Origin of the sequence: Nonomuraea sp. NPDC050202, from assembly GCF_040656115.1 — a bacterium.
GTDB lineage: Bacteria > Actinomycetota > Actinomycetes > Streptosporangiales > Streptosporangiaceae > Nonomuraea.
Genome location: NZ_JBFALF010000003.1, coordinates 190,283 through 211,367 on the forward strand (window position 1 = coordinate 190,283; position 21,085 = coordinate 211,367).

The following is a 21,085-nucleotide window of genomic DNA, read 5'->3' on the forward strand; positions in this document are numbered from 1 at the left end:
CCGGCGACGCTCCGCCATTCGACCGTGACGAGTGGCGCTCTTTCCGTGCCCTCATACGGATAGGGTGTCAACTGTCGTCGCTGGCTGAGCGGCCAGACGGCGGGAGAGCCAGAGGCGAGGTCCGCCCGGCTGAGACATGACAATAGGGGAGGTCGATATGGGCAGCGCATCACCCCGCGACCACCTGCTGAAGCTCCTGGAGCCCGTGGTCAGCGCGGAGGGCCTCGACCTGGAGGACATCACGGTCACCCAGGCGGGCAAGAGACGGCTGTTGCGCGTGATCGTCGATCGCGACGGCGGTGTGAGCCTCGACGACGTCGCCGATGTGAGCCAGGCCGTCTCCACGGCGCTGGACGACGACGACGCGATGGGCCAGGCCGCTTACACGCTGGAGGTGTCCTCGCCGGGCGTCGATCGCCCGCTCACCGAGCCGCGCCACTGGCGCCGTGCGGCCAAGCGGCTGGTGAAGGCGGAGCTGAAGGACGGATCCGTGGTGGAGGGCCGCATCACGGCCGCCGATGAGAGCGGCGTCGACCTCGACGTCTCGGGCGCGCCGCGCAGGCTTGGTTACGAGGACCTCACCCGCGGAAGGGTGCAGGTGGAATTCCGCCGCTTCGACGACGTCGACGGCGACGAAGGCTAGGGGGGAGCCGTCGTGGACATCGACATGAGCGTCCTGCGCAGCCTGGAGCGGGAGAAGGACATCTCCTTCGACCTGGTCGTCAAGGCGATCGAAGACGCGCTGCTGATCGCGTACTTCCGCACCGACGGCGCGGCCTCCAAGGCGCGGGCGGAGCTCGACCGCGGTAGCGGTCACGTCACGATCTGGGCGGCCGAGCTCGACGAGGAGGGCGAGGTCGTCAGGGAGTACGACGACACGCCCAGCAACTTCAGCAGGATCGCCGCGACCACCGCCAAGCAGGTCATCCTGCAGCAGTTGCGCGACGCCGAGGACGAGATCAACTTCGGTGAGTTCGCCAGCCGCGAGGGCGAGCTGGTCTCCGGCGTGATCCAGCAGGGCAAGGACCCGCGCGTGGTGCTGGTCGACCTGGGCAAGATCGAGGCCGTGCTGCCCCACGCCGAGCAGGTGCCCGGTGAGGAGTACGTGCACGGCGAGCGCATCCGCGCCTACGTGGTGCAGGTGAAGAAGGGCCACAAGGGCCCCTCGGTCACCCTCTCGCGCACGCATCCCGGGCTGGTCAAGAAGCTCTTCGCGCTGGAGGTGCCGGAGATCGCCGACGGCACCGTGGAGATCGCGGCGGTGGCGCGCGAGGCGGGCCACCGGACGAAGATCGCCGTCAGGTCGCGCAAGCAGGGCGTGAACGCCAAGGGCGCGTGCATCGGGCCGATGGGCTCGCGCGTCCGCAACGTGATGACCGAGCTGCACGGCGAGAAGATCGACATCATCGACTGGTCGGAGGAGCCGGACGAGTTCGTGGGGAATGCCCTGTCGCCCGCGCGCGTTTCCCACGTCGAGGTTCTCGACCTCGAAGGTCGTGTCGCGCGGGTCACGGTGCCCGACTACCAGCTCTCGCTGGCCATCGGCAAAGAGGGACAGAACGCCCGGCTTGCCGCGCGACTCACGGGATGGCGGATCGACATCCGGCCTGACACCCAAGCCGAGGACGCCGCCGGTTCCGTAGATGCGTCAACACGGTAAGCTGGAATATGGTGGCCAAGCGGTCCCGCAGCGCACCTGTGTGGGCTGCAGGGCTCGCGAGGCTAAGTCCGAGCTGCTCCGTCTGGTGCGGGTCGAGGACCAAGTGGTCCCTGACCTGCGAGGACGGCTCCCGGGGCGAGGTGCATCGCTGCATCCGTCCCTGAGCTGTCTGGAGCTTGCCGAGCGGCGCCGAGCGTTCCCGCGCGCGTTCCGCGTGCCGGGGCCGCTTGACAGCTCGCCCGTGCGAGCGCACCTGGAGGGAGACCAAGAAATGTCATGTAGGACGCCGAGTTGATGGGCGGAGTCAGATTGCTATGAGCGCCTGATGAGCACGCGGCGATGAAGACGTCAAGGTAGCGACGGTCCGGACGGCACAGCCAGCCTCCCGGGCCGAGTAAGGGAGTGCAGTGGCGAAGGTCCGGGTATACGAGCTCGCTAAGGAGTTCGGCGTCGAGAGCAAGGTCGTCATGGCCAAGCTCCAAGAGATGGGGGAGTTCGTCCGTTCGGCGTCCTCCACCATCGAGGCGCCGGTGGTCCGCAGGCTCACCGAAGCGCTGGGGGCATCCAAGGGTGGCCCCTCCAGGGGCGGCGGTCAGCCGTCCAACAAGCCGCAGCCGCCGAGGGCTGCGCCCCGGCCGGCTGAAGGCCAGGCCGGTAACGGCGCCCAGGCGCCGGCTCCAGTTCCACCGCGTCCGGGCCCCAAGCCCGGTCCGCGTCCCGGCCCCGCGGGCGGCGGCCAGCCGCGCCCGCCGGTGCCGATGCCGCACCAGGCGCCGCAGCAGCCCGAGGCTGCGCGCGGTGAGACCTCTGGTGCCCCGCAGGCGCGTTTCGAGAGCGGCGCGCCCGCTCGTCCGGCGGCCCCTGGCCCGCGTCCCGGCCCCGCCGGTGGCGGCCCGCGTCCGGGTCCCGGTCCCAAGCCCGGCCCTCGTCCCGGCCCCGCCGGCGGCGAGCGCGGTGGTGAGCGCGGCGACCGTGGTGACCGCGGTGACCGTGGCGAGCGCGGTGGTTCCACGCAGGCGCCGCGCCCCGGCGCGCCGGCCGGTGGCGGCCCGCGTCCCGGCCCCGGTCCGAGGCCGGGCCCGCGTGGCCCGCGTCCGGGCAACAACCCGTTCTCGTCCAACGCCAGCGGCATGGGCCAGTCCCGTCCGCCGCGTCCGGGCGGCAACCGCGGCGACGGCGGCGGTCCCGGCCAGCGCGAGCGTCGTGACGGTCCGCCGCGTGACGGCGGGATGCCGCGTCCGCCGCAGGCTCGTCCCGGTGGCGACAGGCCCACGCCAGGCCCGCGTCCCGGCCCGCCGCCCGGCGGCCCGCGTCCGGGTCCCGGCGCCGGTGGCGGTGCGGGCGGTCCCCGTCCGGGTGGCCCGCGTCCCAACCCGATGATGATGCCGCAGGGTCGCCCTGCCGGTCCCGGCGGCGGTGGCCGTCCGGGTGGCGGTGGCGGCGGCGGTCGTCCCGGCGGTGGCGGCGGTGGCCGTCCTGGTGGTGGCGGCGGCGGTCGTCCCGGTGGTGGCGGCGGTTTCGCCGGTCGCCCGGGTGGCGGCGGCGGCACCGGTCAGCGCACCGGCACCGGTGGTCCCGGTGGCGGCGGCGGTGGCTTCGGCGGCCGTCCCGGTGGCGGCGGTCGTGGCCGTGGCGGCGGCACCGCGGGAGCCTTCGGGCGTCCCGGCGGCCGTCCCGCGCGTGGCCGCAAGTCGAAGCGTCAGAGGCGCCAGGAGTTCGACAACATGTCGGCGCCGGCGATCGGCGGTGTGCAGGTCGCTCGCGGCAACGGCGCGACGATCCGCCTGCCGCGCGGCGCGTCGCTGTCCGACTTCGCCGACCGCATCGGCGCGAACCCCGCCTCGCTCGTGCAGATCATGCTGCACCTGGGCGAGATGGTGACCGCGACGCAGTCGGTGAGCGAGGACACGCTGCAGATCCTCGGCCAGGAGCTCGACTACGACATCCAGGTCGTCAGCCCGGAGGAGGAGGACCGCGAGCTTCTCGAGGCCTTCGACATCGAGTTCGGCGAGAACGACGGCGACGAGGCCGACCTGGCCGCGCGTCCGCCGGTCGTGACCGTCATGGGTCACGTCGACCACGGTAAGACCAAGCTGCTCGACGCCATCCGCAAGACCAACGTGGTGGCGCGCGAGGCGGGTGGCATCACCCAGCACATCGGCGCTTACCAGGTCGCCGCCGAGCACGAGGGCGAAGACCGGAAGATCACCTTCATCGACACCCCGGGTCACGAGGCGTTCACCGCCATGCGTGCCCGAGGCGCCAAGTCCACCGACATCGCGGTGCTGGTGGTCGCGGCCGACGACGGTGTGAAGCCGCAGACGATCGAGGCGCTCAACCACGCCCAGGCGGCCGAGGTGCCGGTCGTGGTCGCGGTCAACAAGGTCGACAAGGAGGGCGCCGACCCGAACAAGGTCCGGGCCCAGCTCACCGAGTACGGCCTGGTGGCGGAGGAGTACGGCGGCTCGACGCTGTTCGTCGACATCTCGGCGAAGAACGGCACGGGCATCGACAACCTCCTCGAGGCCATCCTGCTGACCGCGGACGCCGAGCTCGACCTGCGCGCCAACCCGACGATGGACGCCCAGGGCATCGCGATCGAGGCGCACCTCGACCGCGGCCGCGGCCCCGTCGCGACCGTCCTGGTCCAGCGCGGCACGCTGCGCGTCGGCGACTCCATCGTGTGTGGCGAGGCCTTCGGCCGCGTCCGCGCGATGCTCGACGACAACGGCGAGCCGGTCGAGGAGGCCACGCCGTCGCGTCCGGTCCTGGTGATGGGTCTGACCGCGGTGCCGAGCGCCGGTGACAACTTCATCGTGGTCACCGACGACCGGATGGCCCGGCAGATCGCCCAGCAGCGCGCGGCGCGCAAGCGCAGCGCCGACATGGCGAAGTCGAGCCGTCGCCGCACCCTCGAGGAGCTGTTCAGCGACCTCGAGAAGGGCCGCGTCGACGAGCTCAAGCTCATCATCAAGGGTGACGTGTCCGGTTCGGTGGAGGCTCTGGAAGACGCCCTGCTCAAGATCGATGTCGGCGACGAGGTCAGGCTCCGTGTCCTGCACCGCGCGGTCGGCGCGATCACCGAGTACGACGTCAACCTGGCCGTCGCCGACGACAACGCGGTCATCATCGGCTTCAACGTCCGTCCCGAGCCCCGGGCACGCGACCTGGCCGAGCGCGAGGGCGTCGACATCCGCTACTACTCGGTCATCTACCAGGCGATCGAGGAGATCGAAGCGGCGCTCAAGGGCATGCTCAAGCCCGAGTTCGAAGAGGTCCAGATGGGCACCGCCGAAGTCCGCGAGGTCTTCAAGGTGCCGAAGATCGGCAACGTCGCCGGTTCGCTGGTCCGCTCCGGCCTGATCGTCCGCAACAGCAAGGCCAGGGTCATCCGCGACGGCGTCGTCATCGCGGACAACCTGACCGTCTCGTCCCTGCGTCGCTTCAAGGATGACGCGACCGAGGTCCGCGAGGGCTTCGAGTGCGGTATCGGTGTCGGCTACAACGACATCAGGATCGACGACGTCATCGAGACGTTCGAGATGCGGGAGAAGCCGCGCGTGTGACGCGCGGCCGGGCGCCCGGCGGGACATCCGCCGGGCGCCTCTCGCACGCCCTGGCCTGGTTCCCACCGCAGCAGGCCGGTCGTGCTCTGACACCAGGTCAAGCGGTGGTTGCCAACGATGTATGTGGGTGCTCTGACCCTGGACATCCTGCTCGGCGACGTCAGATCGCTGAAGCAGAAGCGCTCTGTCGTACGGCCGCTGATCGCCGAGCTGCAGCGCCGTTATCCCAGCATCGCGGTGGCTGAGACCGGCCATCTCGATCTGCATCGCAGAGCGGAGGTCGGTGTGGCGGTGGTCTCCGCCTCCTCGGGTAACTGCAAGGAGGTGCTGGACGCCTGCGAGCGCATGGTGGCCTTCCGCCCCGAGATCGAGCTGCTGTCGGCCCGGCAGCGGCTCTACAACGACGAAGATTGAACGACTGCACGGCCACGCCGGTCGTGGATGAGGGGGGCAAACATGGTGGATGCCGCACGAGCGCGTAAGCTCGCCGACCGCATCCAGCAGATCGTCGCCGAGATGCTGGAGCGCCGGATCAAGGATCCACGCCTGGGCTTCGTCACCGTGACCGACACGCGCGTCACCGCTGACCTGCGCGACGCCACGGTGTTCTACACGGTGTTCGGCTCCGAAGCCGAGCGGGCCGACAGCGCCGCCGCCCTCGAAAGCGCCAAGGGGATCATCCGCTCCGAGGTGGGCCGCCAGACCGGGGTGCGGTTCGCCCCGACGCTGACGTTCAAGCACGACCCGCTGCCCGACAACGCGCGCCACCTGGACGACCTGATCAACGCCGCCAGGGCACGCGACGCCGAGGTGGCGCGGCAGGCGCAGACCGCCTCGTACGCCGGCGAGGCCGATCCCTACCGCAAGCCCGAAGAGGAGGAAGACTCCGAGGTCGTCAGGGACGATCAGGCGTGACGCCCGACGTACGCGACAGGACGGACCGCCCGGCGAGCCTGGAGCGGCTTCCTGCGGAGGGCTGCCCGATCCCCGAGGCCTCGTGGGATCGGGCGTTGCGGCTGATCGGCCGGCACGACGAGATCGCGCTGGCCTGCCACGTGAACCCCGACGGCGACGCGCTCGGGTCGATGCTGGCCGTGGCGTTCGTGCTGCGCTCGTTGGGCAAGCGCGTCGTGGCCTCGTTCGGCGACCGGCATTTCGCGGTGCCGAGGCTGCTGGGGTTCCTGCCCGGGCAGGAGATGCTGGTGCCGCCGGAGGAGTATCCGCCCGCGCCCGAGCTGATGATCGTGTTCGACTGCTCGACGTTCGAGCGGGTGGGGCTGCTGGGCGCCAACGCGGCCTCGGCGCGCGAGGTCATCGTGGTGGACCACCACCCGTCGAACACGGGGTTCGGCACGCTCGACCTGATCGACGCCAAGGCGGCGGCCACGGCCATGCTGGCCGAGCAGCTCGTCCACCGGCTCGGCGGGCGGCTCGACCGCGACATCGCCACCTGCCTGTACGCGGGGCTGGTGACCGACACCGGCTCGTTCCGGTACTCCTCGACCACGCCTGCCGTGCACCAGATGGCGGCCAGGCTCGTGGCGACCGGGCTGCGTACCGACGAGATCGCCCGCGAGCTGTGGGACCGCTCGCCGTTCGGCTACCTCAAGGTGCTGGCGCACGCGCTGGAGCGGGTGACGCTGGAGGGCGAGCTGGTGTGGACGTACGTGTCGCGGGTGGACCGGGCCGCGTACGGGCTGCCGTACTCCGAGCTCGAAGGCATCATCGACATCGTGCGCCGCGCCGACGAGGCCGAGGTGGCGGTCGTGCTCAAGGAGGACGACCACGGCGACTGGCAGGTCTCGACCAGGTCCAAGGGCACCGTGGACGTGGCGGCCGTGTGCGCGGCGCTCGGTGGCGGCGGACATCACAACGCGGCCGGCTACACCTCGTACGAGACCGTGGAGGAGACCATGGCGAAGTTCCGGCGCGAGCTGCGGAGGGTTTCCTAGATGGCCGAGAGCGGTCTGATCATCGTCGACAAGCCCGGCGAGTGGACCTCCCACGACGTGGTGGCCAAGATGCGGCGCATCGCGGGCACCCGCCGGGTGGGGCACGCGGGCACGCTCGACCCGATGGCGACGGGCGTGCTGGTGGTCGGCGTGGAGAAGGCGACCAGGCTGCTGGGGCACCTGACGCTGACCGAGAAGGTGTACGAGACCACGATCCGGCTCGGCGTGAGCACCAACACCGACGACGCCGAGGGCGAGGTCGTCGCCACCGCCTCGGCGGCCGGCGTCACCGCGGCCGAGGTCCACAAGGGCGTCGCGGCGCTGACCGGAGAGATCATGCAGGTCCCGCCGCAGGTCAGCGCGATCAAGGTGAACGGCGAACGGGCCTACAAGAAGGCCCGCGCCGGCGAGGAGGTCGCGCTGGTGGCCAGGCCGGTCACGGTGCGGCAGTTCGACGTGCTCGACATCCGGGCCGGCGGCGACGTCGTGGACGTGGACGCGGTCGTGACCTGCTCCAGCGGCACCTACATCCGGTCGCTGGCCCGTGACCTGGGCGCCGCGCTCGGGGTCGGCGGCCACCTGACGAGCCTCCGGCGCACCCGGGTGGGGCCGTACGACCTGTCGCTGGCCAGGAGCATCGAGCAGCTCGCCGAGGAGTGCGTGATCCTGCCGATCGGGCAGGCCGTCGCCGCCGCGTTCCCGCGCAGGGACGTCACGGCCGAGGAGGCCCGCGTCATCGGGCACGGCGGGCGGCTGCCGTCCGCGGGGCTCGGCACGGGGCCGATCGGGGTGTTCGGGCCGGAGGGTGAACTGCTGGCGCTGGTGGAGGAGCAGGGCCGGGTGGCCAAGCCCATCGCCGTCTTCGTCGGTTAGCCGTATCCGGCCCTGTATCCGGCCGCGGCCAGCCGGCCGGCTCGGCGCGTCGGGAGCGCTAGCCGGGCTTCCTGGCCACGATGATGTCGCGGACGATCGCCTGGTCCACCCAGTGCTCGAAGTCGGGGTAGTCCATCACCTGGAGGCCGGCGTCCGTGAGGATCCTGGCCAGCTCCGTGCTCTTGCCGCCGTAGGTGTTCCAGGCGATGCCCATGGCGCCACCCGGGCGCAGCAGCTCGGCCCAGCCGGGCACGGCCTCGGCCAGCAGCTCCAGTGGGCTGCGGGACAGGCCGGCGCCGCCCTTGCTGCCGTGCTGGACGCCGTAGGGGGCGTCGGTGGCCAGGACGTCGAACGAGCGCGGCTTGAAGAACTCGCGGCTCCTGAGCGTGTCGGCGTTCACCACGGTCAGGTGCTGTACGTCGCCGGCCTTGACGGCCTCCTTCGACAGGCCGAACGTGACGTTGAGCCGCCGCCCGATCAGGGCACGCTCGCGGCGCACCGGCACGGTCTCGGCGGTGTGCTTGAGCCGCTTGTTGCGCAGCCAGGTCTTGATGAAGCCGGTGTAGGCCTCGAAGTCCTTGCCGTCCACGTCCATGCCGTAGGCGTCGTAGCCGTACATGAGGGCCTGGTTGAGGGTGGTGCCGCGGCCGCACATCGGGTCGAACACCTGCAGCCCGTCGCCCAGCCCCTTGTCGCCCGCCAGCGCGGTGACGTTGAGCAGCAGCTTGGTGAAGTGCTCGTTGGTCTTGCCCGCGTACTTCTGGATCGTGATCAGGTCGCTGCTCAGCCTGTCGCGCGAGCGCATGCCGAGGGGCCTGAGCAGGTCGCCTTCGAGGCCGAACACCGCGTAGACGGAGGACAGGTTCGACAGCAGGTGGACGTCGGGCTCGCTCAGCGGGCTCGCCGTCTCGAACGTCACGTACGGCACGCCGCCGATGCGCGTCTCCTCGCTGCCCAGGATCTCGCCGTCGAGGGCCCGCGCGCTGAAGACGGCCAGCTCATGGCGGGTCAGCCGGATGGAGCTCTCACCGTAGACCCGGTTGAAGGCAGGCAGGATCAGAAGCGCGTAACGAGGCATGATGCCCGATGATAGTCCCCTCGATTGGAGGGAAGGCCGCGGCGCATGGCAGGCTTGTACGGGTTGTTCCTGGACGAGCACATGACGAGCGAATGGGGCCTGGCGTGCAGGGTTCGGAGAGGTCCGTCGTCACCATCGGCGTGTACGACGGGGTCCACCGCGGGCACCAGCGGGTGGTCGAGCGCGCCGTGGCCGTCGCCCGTGAGCGGGGGCTGCGCAGCGTGGCCGTGACGTTCGAGCCGCATCCCGACGAGGTGGTGCGGCCTGGGTCGCATCCGTACCGGCTGGGCAGCGCGCGGCGCAGGAGCGAGCTGCTGGCGGGGCTCGGGGTGGACGAGGTCGACGTGGTGGAGTTCACGCTGGGGCTGTCGCGTTCGACGCCCGAGGAGTTCGCGCACGGCGTGCTGGCCGAGCGGCTGCGGGCCGCCGTCGTGGTGGTGGGGGAGAACTTCGCGTTCGGGCAGGGCGCCAAGGGCGACGTCGAGACCTTGCGGACGCTGGGCGAGGTGTACGGCTTCGAGGTGGAGGCCGTGCCCCTCCTCGACGGCGTCTCCTCGACCCTGATCCGGGAACTGCTGGCCGAGGGGGACGCGGCGCGGGCCAGGGAGCTGCTCGGCCGGCCGCACCGGGTGGAGGGCGTGGTCGTGCGCGGCTACCAGCGCGGGCGCCAGCTCGGCTTCCCCACCGCGAACGTCGAGACGCCGCAGTACACCGCGATCCCGGCGGACGGGGTCTACGCGGGATGGATGGAGTGCGTGCCGGTGGCCAACCTGCCCGCCGTGTACGCGGGGGAGCGGTGGCCGGCAGCGATCTCGGTGGGCACGAACCCGACGTTCGAGGGGGTGCCGCGCACGGTCGAGGCGTACGCGCTGGACCGTGATGACCTGGAGCTGTACGGGGTGCACGTGGCGGTGGAGTTCGCGGCGCGGCTGCGCGGCAACACGCGCTTCGACTCGATCGACGCGCTCATCGCCCAGATCCACGCCGACGTGGCCGCGACCCGCCGCCTCACGAGCTGAGCCCTTCCTGCCCGAGCCCTTCCTGCCCGAGCCCTTCCTGCCCGAGCCCTTCCTGCCCGAGCCCTTCCTGCCCGAGCCCTTCCTGCCCGAGCCCTTCCGGCCGGAGCCCTTCCAGCAGGGCTGACAGCGCGGACAGCGTGTCGGGCAGGTCGGCCGGGGCGGTGGACTGGGCCAGCCACAGGGCCGCCTCGTTCATCGCGCCCGACAGCAGCCGGGTGAGCGGCGCCACCGGCCGGGGCGGGATCACGCCGCCGTCCACCAGCTCCGTCAGCGCCTCCGCCAGGTGGGAAGCCGAGGCGGCCTCGTCGATGGCGCGCCACTCGGCCCAGCCCAGCACCGCCGGGCCGTCGATCAGCATGATGCGCTGCGCCTCCGGGTCCGCGCTCGCCTCGACGAACGCCGCGCAGCCCGCCTTGAGCCGCTGCCACGGGTCGCCGGCCGCCTCCGCAGCGGCCACCACCCGCGCGGCCACCTCCTGCTGCACCTCCTCCAGCACCGCGCGGAACAGCGCCGTCTTGCCGCCCTCGAAGTGGTGGTAGAGGGCCCCCTTGGTCACTCCGGACTCGCGCACGATCTCCGCCAGGCCCACCCCCGCGTAACCCCTGGACGCGAACAGCCGCCTGCTCGTCGCCACGAGCGTCTGCCTGGTGCGTTCCTTCTGCTCGGCCCTGCTCAACCCGCGCCCCCTTTGACATACCGATGGTAGGCGAACTAGCCTACCTTCACATACCGTTGGTATGCGAAAAGGAGAGCGCATGCGGCTGAGCAGCTTCTATCCGGTGATCTGCACCGCCAAGGTCGCCGAATCCAAGGACTTCTACGTGCGGCTGTTCGGGTTCGAGGTGACGTTCGAGGCCGACTGGTACGTGAGCCTGCGCCGCGGCCCCCACGAGCTGGCCCTGCTCGACCACGCGCACCCGACCCTGCCCGCCGCCTACCGCAGGCCGGTCACGGGCCTGCTGCTCAACTTCGAGGTGGACGACGTGGACGCGGAATGGGGCAGACTGGTGGGAGGCGAAGGGCTGGTCCCCGAACTGACCCTGCGCGACGAGGACTTCGGGCAGCGCCACTTCATCGTCGCCGACCCCAACGGCGTGCTGGTGGACGTCATCACGCCCATCCCGCCGTCCGGCGAGTTCGCGGGCGACCACGTTTCGGCGTGAGTCCGCGCATTGGACATGAGGTGGTAACCTTGCATGTCGGCTCTGTAGCGGCGGCGCTGCGCGCTGCCCATGACGGCCTTCACGCGGCGACTGTAGGCACGCACGGTCGTTCGCGCTCCCAATCTCATTCGCGCGTGTCCGTAGATTGAAGGAGAGCCGTGTCCCTCGACACCGCTGCCAAGAAGACCATCATCAGCGAGTACGCGACGACCGAGGGCGACACCGGTTCGCCCGAGGTGCAGATCGCGCTGCTCAGCAAGCGCATCAGCGAGCTCACCGAGCACCTGAAGACGCACAAGCACGACCACCACAGCCGTCGTGGTCTGCTGCTGCTCGTCGGTCGCCGGCGCCGCCTGCTGAAGTACCTGCAGAAGGTCGACATCCAGCGCTACCGTTCGCTCATCGAGCGGCTCGGCCTGCGCCGATAGCATGAAAGGGAGCGGCGTCCGCGCCGCTCCCTTCTCATATGGGGTAGGACCCCATACGGTCGGACGCGTGGCGGCGTGAATCGCCCCCGCGCCTGACGTAAAACTTAATATTCCGAGACACACAGCCCCCGCGTCCGCTCAGCACCATGCGACCCGCGACGCCTGCGGGCCGGTCCTCGGTAGTGGCTTCCGGTAAGAACGCACTTGACCGGGCGCTTCGATCGAAGACCGGCGCTGCACCTAACGAGGGTGCCGGTGAGAAAAGGGCGCGGGAGACCGACCACAAGGAGGTCCCCCGTGGAGGGTGTCCACACTGCTGAAGCCGTCATAGACAACGGCTCTTTCGGCACGCGTACGATCCGGTTCGAGACCGGTCGTCTCGCGCGCCAGGCGGCGGGTTCCGCCGTCGCCTATCTCGACAACGACACGATGGTGCTCTCGGCCACGACGGCCTCGAAGACGCCGAAGGAACAGTTCGACTTCTTCCCGCTGACGGTGGACGTCGAGGAGCGCATGTACGCCGCGGGCCGCATCCCCGGCTCGTTCTTCCGGCGCGAGGGCCGTCCCTCCGAGGACGCCATCCTCACCTGCCGCCTGATCGACCGGCCGCTGCGCCCGTCGTTCGTCAAGGGGCTGCGCAACGAGATCCAGGTCGTCGCCACGATCATGGCGCTCAACCCCGAGCACCTCTACGACGTGGTCGCCATCAACGCCGCGTCGCTGTCCACCCAGCTCGCCGGCCTGCCCTTCTCCGGGCCGATCGGCGGCGTGCGGGTGGCGCTGATCGACGGCCAGTGGGTCGCCTTCCCGACGCACCCCGAGCTGGAGCGCGCCACGTTCGACATGGTCGTGGCGGGCCGCGTGCTCGACGACGGCGACGTCGCGATCATGATGGTCGAGGCCGAGTCCACCAAGGACACGCTGAAGCTGGTCGCCGAGGGCGCCGTCGCGCCGACCGAGGAGACGGTCGCGCAGGGCCTGGAGGCCGCCAAGCCCTTCATCAAGGTGCTGTGCGAGGCGCAGTCGCGCATCGCGCGGGTCGCGGCCAAGGAGACGGCCGAGTACCCGGTCTTCCTCGACTACCAGGACGACGTCTACGCCGCCGTCGAGGCCGCGATCAAGACCGAGCTGGCCGGCGCGCTGACCATCGCCGGCAAGCAGGAGCGCGAGAACGAGCTGGAGAAGGTCAAGGCGCTGGCCGCCGAGAAGCTCCTGCCCGAGTTCGAGGGGCGCGAGAAGGAGATCAGCGCCGCGTTCCGCTCGGTCATGAAGAAGCTCATGCGTGAGCGGGTCATCAACGAGGGCATCCGTATCGACGGCCGCGGCACCAAGGACATCCGCGCCCTGTCGGCCGAGGTGCACGTGGTGCCCCGGGTGCACGGCTCGGCGCTGTTCGAGCGCGGCGAGACCCAGATCCTCGGCATCACGACCCTGAACATGCTGCGCATGGAGCAGGTCATCGACACGCTCAACCCCGAGCGGACCAAGCGCTACATGCACAACTACAACTTCCCGCCCTACTCCACCGGTGAGACCGGCCGGGTGGGCTCGCCCAAGCGCCGCGAGATCGGTCACGGCGCGCTGGCCGAGCGGGCGCTGATCCCCGTGCTGCCCACGCGCGAGGAGTTCCCGTACGCGATCCGGCAGGTCTCCGAGGCCCTCGGCTCCAACGGCTCCACCTCGATGGGCTCGGTCTGCGCCTCCACGATGGCGCTGCTCGACGCCGGTGTGCCGCTCAAGGAGATGGTCGCGGGCATCGCGATGGGCCTGATCGGCGAGGGCGACACGTACGTCACCCTGACCGACATCCTCGGCGCCGAGGACGCCATGGGCGACATGGACTTCAAGGTCGCAGGCACCAAGGACGTCATCACCGCCCTGCAGCTCGACACCAAGCTCGACGGCATCCCCGCCAGCGTGCTGGCCGGCGCGCTCAAGCAGGCCAAGGGCGCCCGCCTGGCGATCCTCGACGTGATGCAGGAGGCCATCAACTCCCCGGCGGAGATGAACCCGACGGCGCCGCGCATCATCACCATCAAGGTCCCGGTCGACAAGATCGGCGAGGTCATCGGCCCGAAGGGCAAGATGATCAACCAGATCCAGGACGACACGGGCGCCGAGATCACCATCGAGGACGACGGCACGATCTACATCGGCGCCACCGACGGGCCCTCCGCCGAGGCCGCCCGCTCGGCGATCAACGCCATCGCCAACCCGCACATGCCTGAGGTGGGCGAGCGTTACCTGGGCACGGTCGTCAAGATCGCGGCCTTCGGCGCGTTCATCTCGCTCATGCCCGGCAAGGACGGCCTGCTGCACGTCTCCCAGATCCGCAAGCTGCACGGCGGCAAGCGGATCGAGAACGTCGAGGACGTCATGAGCGTCGGAGAGAAGATCCAGGTCGAGATCGCCGAGATCGACGGCCGCGGCAAGCTCTCCCTGGTGCCCGTCGAGGTCATCGAGAAGGAGGCCGCGGAGAAGGCCGCCGCGGGAGAGACGGCTCCGGCCGAGGCTTCCGAGCAGCCCGAGTCCGCCGCCCCCGGCGACGAGGACAGGCCCGAGCGGCCCCGCCGCACCCGCACCCGCGTGCGCACCCGCGGCTCCTCCGAGGGAGACGACCGGAACTCGTGACGACGACCACGCTGCACCCCGGCAAGGACGGAGCCGGGGTGGTAAGGCGCACCGTCCTCCCGGGTGGGCTGCGCGTGGTGACCGAGACCATGCCGACCGTGCGGAGCGTCGCGGTCGGCATGTGGGTCGGCATCGGCTCGCGTGACGAGGCCCCCGAGCACATGGGGGCCACCCATTTCCTCGAACACCTGCTGTTCAAGGGCACGCCCACGCGGGACGCGATGGAGATCTCCGCCTCGATCGAGGGCATCGGCGGTGAGATCAACGCCTTCACCGCCAAGGAGTACACCTGCTACTACGCGCGGGTCCTCGACGAGGACCTGCCGATCGCGGTCGACGTGCTCGCCGACGTGGTGACCAGCTCGCTGGTGACCGAGGACGACGTCGAGTCCGAGCGGGGCGTGATCCTCGAAGAGATCGCCATGCACGACGACGACCCGTCCGACGTGGTGCACGAGCAGTTCGCCGCCGCGCTCTACGGCGACTCGCCGATCGGCCGGCCCATCCTGGGAACGGTCGATTCGATCAACGCCCTCGGGCAGGAGCGGATCGCGGAGTACTACCACCGCTACTACCGGCCCCGCACCACGGTCGTGTCCGTCGCGGGCAACGTCCGGCACGAGGAGGTCGTCGAGCTGGTGGCCAGGGCGTACGAGCGGGCGGGCGCGCTGAGCGGCCCCGCCGAGTTCGCGCCCCCGCGCACCAGCGGCCCCGGCGCCGAGTCGCGCTCCGGCGTCGCGGTGCTCGACCGGCCCACCGAGCAGGCCAACCTGGTGCTCGGCACGACCGGCCTGGCCCGTACGGACGAGCGCAGGTTCGCGCTCGGCGTGCTCAACGCGGCGCTGGGCGGCGGCATGTCGTCCAGGCTCTTCCAGGAGATCAGGGAGAAGCGCGGCCTGGCGTACTCCGCCTACAGCTACACCTCGGCCTACGCCGACACCGGGCAGTTCGGCATCTACGTGGGCTGCCTGCCGTCGAAGATCGACGACGTGCTCAAGATCTGCCGGGACGAGGTGTCCAGGGTGGTCGCCAAGGGTCTCAGCGCCGACGAGATCATGCGGGGCAAGGGCCAGATGCGGGGCGGGCTCGTGCTCGGCCTGGAGGACACCGGCTCCCGCATGTCCCGCATCGGCAAGAACGAGCTGGTCTACGACGAGCTCATGTCGGTGGACGAGGTGCTGGCACGCATCGAGTCCGTCACGCCCGACGAGATCTCCGAGGTCGCGCACGACGTGCTCAACCGGCCGCTCACGCTGGCCGTGATCGGGCCGTACGGCGACAAGGATTTCAGCGACGCCATCCGCTGAGTCGTGCTGCCGCCCGGGCCCGCCGGTGCGGCAGCACGATAGGCTCAGCCTGTGATCAGGGTAGGTGTGCTCGGCGCCCGGGGGCGCGTGGGCGTCGAGGTGTGCAAGGCGGTCGAGGCGGCCGGCGACATGGCGCTGGTGGCCGCGCTCGACAAGGACGACCCCATCGAGGGCCTGGCAGGCGCCGAGGTGGTGGTCGACTTCACCCATCCCGACGTGGTCATGGGCAACCTCGAATGGGCCATCGGCCACGGTGTCCACCCCGTGGTGGGCACGACCGGGTTCGACGAGGGGCGCCTGGAGACCGTACGCGGCTGGCTGGCCGGCAGCCCCGGCACCAACTGCCTGATCGCCCCCAACTTCGGCATCGCGGCCGTGCTCATGATGCACTTCGCGCAGCAGGCGGCCCGGCACTTCGAGTCCGTCGAGATCGTGGAGCTGCACCACCCCAACAAGGCAGACGCGCCGTCCGGCACCGCCCGGCGCACGGCCGAGCTGGTGTCGCAGGCCCGCGCCAAGGCGGGGCTCGACGCCATGCCCGACGCGACCACCACCGCGCTCGACGGCTCCCGCGGAGCCGACGTCGGCGGCGTGCACGTGCACGCGGTGCGCCTGTCCGGGCTGATCGCGCACCAGGAGGTGCTGCTCGGCGGCGACGGTGAGATCCTCACGATCAGGCACGACACGATGAGCAGGGCGGCGTTCACCCCGGGCGTGCTGCTCGGCGTGCGCAGGGTGGGCGAGCTGCCCGGCCTCACGGTCGGCCTCGAGCCGCTGCTCGACCTCTGAAGCCGCACACGACGTGCCCACGCCCACACCCGTGCGGGCGTGGGCACGTCGTGAGGAGAGGGTCCCGGCTCCGCACAGCCGGGCCTACGATCATCAACCCTAATAACGTGAGGCGGGATCCGCCCGGCACGTGAGATCGTGTCGCCATGGTGCGATGGGCCGAGAAGAACGAGCTGCCGGGGCTGATCGCCATCGAGCTGGCCGCCGATGGACTGTTCGAACAGGTGGGTATCGTCTTCCCGCCCGGCACCACGCAGATCGAAGAGGTGGACGACCCCGGGGCGGTGCTGGTCGAGGGCGAGCCGCCGGTCGGGTTCGCGCTGGTCGGGTGGGTGGACGGGAACCTTCACCTGGAACAGCTCGCCGTGCGGCCGGACAACATGCGGCAGGGGGCCGGCGGGCGGCTGATGGCCGCCGTGATCGACCACGCCGCAGCTGCCGGGGCTCCCGCCGTGACGCTGACGACCTTCCGCGATGTGCCCTGGAACGCGCCGTGGTACGAGCGGCACGGGTTCTCCGTGATGGGGGAGGCGGAGTGGGGGCCGGAGCTGCGGGCGCTCGTGCGGCACGAGCGCGACCTGGGGATCGAGGTCGCGCCCCGCGTCGTCATGCACCGCGCCCCGTGACACCACCGGACCACGTGCGGCAGGCCCTTCCTCGGGTCCACTCACTCCATGCTGCCCGCTGCGGCCCTCACCTGGGCCGTCCATGCATTCAGGCGCGACAGTGCGGGCGAGGCCCGCAGCGGCGCCCTGAGCCGGGCACAGGGGCCATTACGGCCTGCGGCTGGAGGTACGTTGCGGCGGTTCCTCGAAGCGGGAGCGCTGGGGCGGCCGGCCGCTGACCTTCTCCACGATGGAGGCCGCGAGCTGGTGCAGCTTGACGTTCCTGTCCTGGGAGACCTGCCGGAGAGTCTCGAACGCCTCCCGCGCCGTGCACCGCCGCTGCGCCATGACGATGCCGAGCGCCTGATCGATGATCGCGCGGGTGGTGAGCGCCTCCTTGAGCTGCACCGCGACCTCCCGCATGCGGGCCGCGTCCAGCGCCGTACGGAACAGCACGGGAACGTGCGCGGCCGTGATGCGTAAGGCCACCCACGCCTCCTCGGGCAACCCCGCGGCGCGGCCGGAGTAGACGGTCAGCACGCCGAGCAGCACGTCCTCGTACTCCAGTGGCTCGCAGTGCACCCCGCGCACCTCGGGAGCCCCGGCCGCGAAGCGCGGCCACCGCGAGTCGGCGGCCAGGTCGGAGACCGTCACCGGCCTCCCGGTGTCGATCGCGTCGAGCACCGGACCCTGCCCGGTGGCCTGCTGCAGCCCGTCGAGCAGCTCGGCCCGCGCATGCGAGCAGGCGGCAGTGTGGATGTCGTCATCCCCGCACAGGGCGATGCTGACCATCGCGCAGTCGGGCATCGCCTGCCCGGCGATGGTGACACAGTCAGTGAGCGCCCGTTCGAACTCCTCGATGTCCGTCGGAATGCTCGGCCGGTTCACCACGATCCCTCGCGATCGCTGCTGGTTCCCTTCAGGCTAGCCGCTCGGCGACGCCGTCACGAGATGTAAGCGTCGATCTCGGCCAGATAGGCATCCTTGAGGTGCCTGGGCAGCCAGGTGATCTCGAAGGCGTTGCGCTGGAGCCGGGCCAGCTCCTCGCGGGTGAGCTGGAGCGCCTCCTGCAGGGCGAGGAGGTTCTCCTGCACGTAGCCGTCGAAGTAGGCCGGGTCGTCGGAGTTGATCGTCACCCGCACGCCCAGGTCCATCAGCTTGCGGATGCCCTCGGCCTTCATCGACTCGGTGACGAAGCCGTTGGAGATCGGGCAGCAGGTCAGCCCCGTGCCGCGCGCCAGCACCACCTCGACCAGCCGCTGGTCCTCCAGGATGTTGACGCCGTGGTCGATCCGGTCGACGCCGATCTCCTCGATGGCCTGCCGGATGTGCTCGATCGCGTCGTCCTGGTCGACGTCGCAGTGCATGGTCAGCAGGTAACCCTCCTGCCTGGCCCGCTCGTAGACGGCCGCGAACTTGCGCGGCGGGTTGCCCTTCTCGTCGGAGTCGAGCCCGACGCCGGCGATCCACTCCCTGTACGGCAGCGACTCCAGCAACGTCGCCATCGCGTACTCGGCCTGGAAGTCGCGCAGGAAGCACATGATGAGCTGGGCCCGCACCCCGAGCTGCGCGTGCGCGTCCATCAGCGCCCGCCGCAGCCCCCTGACCACCACGTCGAACGGCACCCCGCGCGACGTGTGCGCCTGCGGGTCGAAGAAGATCTCCGCGTAACGCACGTTCTGCTCGGCGGCCTTGCGCAGGTAGGCCATGGCGAGGTCGTAGAAGTCGGGCTCGGTGCGCAACACCTTCATGCCCTCGTAGTAGATCGTGAGGAAGGAGGACAGGCTGTCGAAGGTGTAGGCGGCCCGCATCTCCGCCACGCTCGCGTAGGGCAGCTCCAGACCGTTGCGCGCGGCCAGCTCGAACTTGAGCTCGGGCTCCAGCGTGCCCTCGATGTGCAGGTGCAGCTCGCACTTGGGCAGACCGGCGATGAAATCCTTCACCGTCCCACCCTAGAAGATGATCGCCAGGCCCACCGCGAAGAGAGTGCCGTAGGCCATCTGCAGCTTGCCCGTCTGCTGCAGCACCGCGATCAGCGCCGGGCCCACGGCCTTGCCCAGCACCGCCCTGATGGGGGCGATCGCCAGCGGCGCGGCCAGCAGCACCAGCGCCGCCCACGGCGTGATCGGCACCATCGCCAGCGCCACCGCGAACGGCACCACCTGGCAGGCCACGTACAGCGTACGAGTGCGCTCGGCCCCCAGCAGCACCGCCAGCGTGCGCTTGCCCGACCGGCCGTCCGTGCCGACGTCGCGCAGGTTGTTGACCACCAGCATCGAGCACGACAGCAGCCCCACCGGGACCGAGGCCAGCAGCGCCGCCCAGCTCAGCTGCTCCGTCTGCACGTACGCCGTGCCGACCACGGGCACGACCCCGAAGAACACGAACACGGCCACCTCGCCCAGGCCGCGGTAACCGTACGGGTGCTTGCCGCCGGTGTAGAACCACGCGGCCGCGATCGCCGCCGCGCCCACCAGCAGCACCCACCACGCCTGCGTGACCAGCACCAGGACCAGGCCCAGCACCGCGGCGAGCGCGAAGCAGGCCAGGGCCGCCGTCAGCACCTCGCGCGGCGTGGCCACGCGCGAGCCGACCAGCCGCATCGGGCCGACCCGCTGGTCGTCGGTGCCGCGGATGCCGTCGCTGTAGTCGTTGGCGTAGTTGACGCCGATCTGCAGCGACAGCGCCACGAGCAGTGCCAGGACCGCCCGCCACCACACGAAGCCGCCTTCGCCGATCGCCACGCCGGTGCCCACCATGACGGGCACGACGGCGTTGGGCAGCGTGCGCGGGCGGGCTCCGGCGATCCACTGGGCGGGAGTTGCCATGTTGTCGTTCTACCTCTAGCTGATGTCGGTCGTGAGCCTGATCATCCGGACCGGACGGCCCATGTCGAGGACGCGCTCGGCCATGTCCTCGCCCCAGCCGGCCGACTCCAGGAATCCGAGCATCGCGTAGTTCTCCGCGAACACCCAGGTGACGATCTGGCGGAAGCCGTCCTCGCGCATGTAGTCGACGGTGGCGTTGAGCAGGCGGCTGCCGTGGCCCCGGCGGACGAAGTCGGGATCGACCAGCAGCGTCAGCATCTCCGCCACCCGGCCGGGGTCGAGATCGGGGTCCTCGGCGGGCGCGTGCGAGACGAGCCCGACCACGCGCTCCCCGCCGCGCGGTGTGACCAGGGCGGCGCTGCCGCCCGCGCCGAGGGCGGGAAAGCCCTCGGTGTCGAGGATGGTCTCCACCGCCACCAGCACCCGGTGCATGGGGCTGGGCGGGGCGACGATCGCCTCGTCCCACTGGCGCAGCCACATCTTCTCAGCCGCCGCGCCGGTCATCTGCTCGAGTGGGCCTTCCGGGAGGAAATCCCGGTAGCCGTAGCGCCAGGCGCGGATCTGACAATTCGCAACCTGGAGAACATCCTCGCGCCGGGCCGCCCGGACGCCTACGTCTGCCATCTCGGCCCGCTCCTTCGCCTGCCGTTCATGCCACAAGGCACGAGTTACACCGTATCGGTGTTTGAGCCTTGTAGATGACGCGAACCCCGCTTCCTCGCCCGGTAAGCCCGTGTCTTGGTGCGGTTGCCGCATACCCGCATGGAACACCACGAGCGGGAACGGTTCTTCGACAGATCGATGAACGCCCACTGACAGGTTCCCTCCGCGCACACCTTGAGCCGGTCCCACGACGCGCCCAGGGCCGCCGCCGCGACCCGCGCCAGCCCGCCGCGCACGCCGTCCACGGCCGGGACCAGCTCGGGCCCCTCCTCCCGCACCTCGACCCGCAGCGGCAGGTCCGGCAGGTCCACCCGCTCGCGTCTGAGCGCGGCCCGCAGGCCCTCGCGCAGGGCGTGCGCGGTCTGCAGGTCGTCGTCGGTGGCGCGGTCGCGAGGACCGATGAGGTCGCGCTCGCGCAGCCACACCGCCAGCTCGGCGGGGGAGGACAGCTCGTCCGACTGCGCTTCGACGTCGAAGGTGTTCACGAAGTCTCGTACGAGCTCCGCGGGGAACGGCATGCCGT

At 70.7% G+C, this 21,085-nt stretch carries 22 protein-coding genes; 15 read left to right on the forward strand and 7 right to left on the reverse strand.

The window, feature by feature from the left end:
- Positions 1-157 precede the first annotated feature (157 nt).
- The 8 genes from rimP (at position 158) to truB (ending at position 8,051) form a co-directional block, all read left to right on the forward strand.
- Entirely contained in the window at positions 158-643 is a 486-nt protein-coding gene (rimP, locus tag AB0I79_RS10945; RefSeq protein ID WP_357870177.1) for a ribosome maturation factor RimP, read from the forward strand.
- Between the two features lie 12 nt (positions 644-655).
- Entirely contained in the window at positions 656-1,660 is a 1,005-nt protein-coding gene (nusA, locus tag AB0I79_RS10950) for a transcription termination factor NusA (RefSeq protein WP_357870180.1), read from the forward strand.
- A complete protein-coding gene (locus AB0I79_RS10955; protein WP_357870183.1) occupies positions 1,644-1,955 on the forward strand; it encodes a YlxR family protein in 312 nt (103 codons plus the stop codon). The genes nusA and AB0I79_RS10955 overlap by 17 nt, the downstream gene beginning before the upstream one ends.
- A 112-nt stretch (positions 1,956-2,067) precedes the next feature.
- Entirely contained in the window at positions 2,068-5,226 is a 3,159-nt protein-coding gene (infB, locus tag AB0I79_RS10960; RefSeq protein WP_357870186.1) for a translation initiation factor IF-2, read from the forward strand.
- A gap of 117 nt (positions 5,227-5,343) precedes the next feature.
- Positions 5,344-5,640 (forward strand): DUF503 domain-containing protein, encoded by a 297-nt coding sequence (locus tag AB0I79_RS10965; RefSeq protein ID WP_357870189.1) that lies wholly within the window; start codon positions 5,344-5,346, stop codon positions 5,638-5,640.
- Between the two features lie 42 nt (positions 5,641-5,682).
- Entirely contained in the window at positions 5,683-6,141 is a 459-nt protein-coding gene (gene rbfA, locus AB0I79_RS10970) for a 30S ribosome-binding factor RbfA (RefSeq protein ID WP_357870192.1), read from the forward strand.
- Positions 6,138-7,178 (forward strand): bifunctional oligoribonuclease/PAP phosphatase NrnA, encoded by a 1,041-nt coding sequence (locus AB0I79_RS10975; protein ID WP_357870195.1) that lies wholly within the window; start codon positions 6,138-6,140, stop codon positions 7,176-7,178. The genes rbfA and AB0I79_RS10975 overlap by 4 nt, the downstream gene beginning before the upstream one ends.
- Positions 7,179-8,051, forward strand: a complete 873-nt coding sequence (gene truB / locus AB0I79_RS10980; protein WP_357870197.1) for a tRNA pseudouridine(55) synthase TruB — start codon at positions 7,179-7,181, stop codon at positions 8,049-8,051.
- Between the two features lie 58 nt (positions 8,052-8,109).
- Here the strand turns inward: truB and AB0I79_RS10985 are convergent, their stop codons facing one another.
- On the reverse strand, positions 8,110-9,129 hold the full coding sequence (locus tag AB0I79_RS10985) for an SAM-dependent methyltransferase (protein ID WP_357870200.1): 1,020 nt from the start codon (positions 9,127-9,129) through the stop codon (positions 8,110-8,112).
- A gap of 92 nt (positions 9,130-9,221) precedes the next feature.
- On the opposite strand from AB0I79_RS10985, the gene AB0I79_RS10990 reads away from it, so the two are divergent.
- Positions 9,222-10,148, forward strand: a complete 927-nt coding sequence (locus tag AB0I79_RS10990) for a bifunctional riboflavin kinase/FAD synthetase (RefSeq protein WP_357870203.1) — start codon at positions 9,222-9,224, stop codon at positions 10,146-10,148.
- Here AB0I79_RS10990 and AB0I79_RS10995 read toward each other — a convergent pair.
- Entirely contained in the window at positions 10,138-10,824 is a 687-nt protein-coding gene (locus AB0I79_RS10995; protein ID WP_357870206.1) for a TetR/AcrR family transcriptional regulator, read from the reverse strand. The genes AB0I79_RS10990 and AB0I79_RS10995 overlap by 11 nt on opposite strands.
- A 79-nt stretch (positions 10,825-10,903) precedes the next feature.
- On the opposite strand from AB0I79_RS10995, the gene AB0I79_RS11000 reads away from it, so the two are divergent.
- The 6 genes from AB0I79_RS11000 to AB0I79_RS11025 all read left to right on the forward strand — a co-directional run bounded on the left by AB0I79_RS11000 (position 10,904) and on the right by AB0I79_RS11025 (position 17,092).
- Positions 10,904-11,311: a VOC family protein gene (locus AB0I79_RS11000; protein ID WP_357870208.1), complete on the forward strand. Its 408-nt coding sequence runs from the start codon at positions 10,904-10,906 to the stop codon at positions 11,309-11,311.
- A gap of 158 nt (positions 11,312-11,469) precedes the next feature.
- Positions 11,470-11,739, forward strand: coding sequence for a 30S ribosomal protein S15 (gene rpsO / locus AB0I79_RS11005; protein ID WP_043640874.1), 270 nt, complete (start codon positions 11,470-11,472; stop codon positions 11,737-11,739).
- Between the two features lie 297 nt (positions 11,740-12,036).
- Complete coding sequence (locus tag AB0I79_RS11010) at positions 12,037-14,370, forward strand: polyribonucleotide nucleotidyltransferase (RefSeq protein ID WP_357870212.1); 2,334 nt, start codon at positions 12,037-12,039, stop codon at positions 14,368-14,370.
- On the forward strand, positions 14,367-15,677 hold the full coding sequence (locus AB0I79_RS11015) for a pitrilysin family protein (protein WP_357870215.1): 1,311 nt from the start codon (positions 14,367-14,369) through the stop codon (positions 15,675-15,677). Before AB0I79_RS11010 ends, AB0I79_RS11015 begins: the two co-directional genes overlap by 4 nt.
- 51 nt (positions 15,678-15,728) lie before the next feature.
- Positions 15,729-16,466, forward strand: coding sequence for a 4-hydroxy-tetrahydrodipicolinate reductase (gene dapB, locus AB0I79_RS11020; RefSeq protein WP_357870218.1), 738 nt, complete (start codon positions 15,729-15,731; stop codon positions 16,464-16,466).
- A gap of 146 nt (positions 16,467-16,612) precedes the next feature.
- Positions 16,613-17,092, forward strand: a complete 480-nt coding sequence (locus AB0I79_RS11025; RefSeq protein WP_357870221.1) for a GNAT family N-acetyltransferase — start codon at positions 16,613-16,615, stop codon at positions 17,090-17,092.
- A 147-nt stretch (positions 17,093-17,239) separates the two neighbouring features.
- Here AB0I79_RS11025 and AB0I79_RS11030 read toward each other — a convergent pair whose 3' ends face one another.
- Genes AB0I79_RS11030 through AB0I79_RS11050 form a run of 5 tightly spaced genes read right to left on the reverse strand, consistent with a single transcriptional unit; the run spans position 17,240 to position 21,080 of the window.
- The gene (locus AB0I79_RS11030) at positions 17,240-17,959 is read right to left on the reverse strand and encodes a GAF and ANTAR domain-containing protein (RefSeq protein WP_357870224.1); all 720 of its coding nucleotides are present in this window, start codon (positions 17,957-17,959) and stop codon (positions 17,240-17,242) included.
- A 56-nt stretch (positions 17,960-18,015) separates the two neighbouring features.
- The gene (locus AB0I79_RS11035) at positions 18,016-19,014 is read right to left on the reverse strand and encodes an adenosine deaminase (RefSeq protein ID WP_357870226.1); all 999 of its coding nucleotides are present in this window, start codon (positions 19,012-19,014) and stop codon (positions 18,016-18,018) included.
- A 9-nt stretch (positions 19,015-19,023) separates the two neighbouring features.
- Positions 19,024-19,899, reverse strand: coding sequence for a 1,4-dihydroxy-2-naphthoate polyprenyltransferase (locus AB0I79_RS11040; protein ID WP_357870229.1), 876 nt, complete (start codon positions 19,897-19,899; stop codon positions 19,024-19,026).
- A 15-nt stretch (positions 19,900-19,914) separates the two neighbouring features.
- The gene (locus tag AB0I79_RS11045) at positions 19,915-20,523 is read right to left on the reverse strand and encodes a GNAT family N-acetyltransferase (protein ID WP_168018118.1); all 609 of its coding nucleotides are present in this window, start codon (positions 20,521-20,523) and stop codon (positions 19,915-19,917) included.
- 44 nt (positions 20,524-20,567) lie between these two features.
- Positions 20,568-21,080, reverse strand: a complete 513-nt coding sequence (locus tag AB0I79_RS11050; RefSeq protein WP_357870232.1) for a CGNR zinc finger domain-containing protein — start codon at positions 21,078-21,080, stop codon at positions 20,568-20,570.
- Positions 21,081-21,085 lie beyond the last annotated feature (5 nt).

Coding starts and splice junctions, on each gene's coding strand:
- AB0I79_RS11050 (WP_357870232.1), bottom strand. CDS start 21,080: ATGCCGTTCCCCGCGGAGCTCGTACGAGACTTCGTGAACACCTTCGAC.
- AB0I79_RS11025 (WP_357870221.1), top strand. CDS start 16,613: ATGGTGCGATGGGCCGAGAAGAACGAGCTGCCGGGGCTGATCGCCATC.
- AB0I79_RS10985 (WP_357870200.1), bottom strand. CDS start 9,129: ATGCCTCGTTACGCGCTTCTGATCCTGCCTGCCTTCAACCGGGTCTAC.
- rbfA (WP_357870192.1), top strand. CDS start 5,683: ATGGTGGATGCCGCACGAGCGCGTAAGCTCGCCGACCGCATCCAGCAG.
- AB0I79_RS11040 (WP_357870229.1), bottom strand. CDS start 19,899: ATGGCAACTCCCGCCCAGTGGATCGCCGGAGCCCGCCCGCGCACGCTG.
- AB0I79_RS10965 (WP_357870189.1), top strand. CDS start 5,344: ATGTATGTGGGTGCTCTGACCCTGGACATCCTGCTCGGCGACGTCAGA.
- AB0I79_RS10955 (WP_357870183.1), top strand. CDS start 1,644: ATGCGTCAACACGGTAAGCTGGAATATGGTGGCCAAGCGGTCCCGCAG.
- truB (WP_357870197.1), top strand. CDS start 7,179: ATGGCCGAGAGCGGTCTGATCATCGTCGACAAGCCCGGCGAGTGGACC.
- AB0I79_RS10990 (WP_357870203.1), top strand. CDS start 9,222: ATGGGGCCTGGCGTGCAGGGTTCGGAGAGGTCCGTCGTCACCATCGGC.
- AB0I79_RS11045 (WP_168018118.1), bottom strand. CDS start 20,523: ATGGCAGACGTAGGCGTCCGGGCGGCCCGGCGCGAGGATGTTCTCCAG.
- AB0I79_RS11000 (WP_357870208.1), top strand. CDS start 10,904: ATGCGGCTGAGCAGCTTCTATCCGGTGATCTGCACCGCCAAGGTCGCC.
- rimP (WP_357870177.1), top strand. CDS start 158: ATGGGCAGCGCATCACCCCGCGACCACCTGCTGAAGCTCCTGGAGCCC.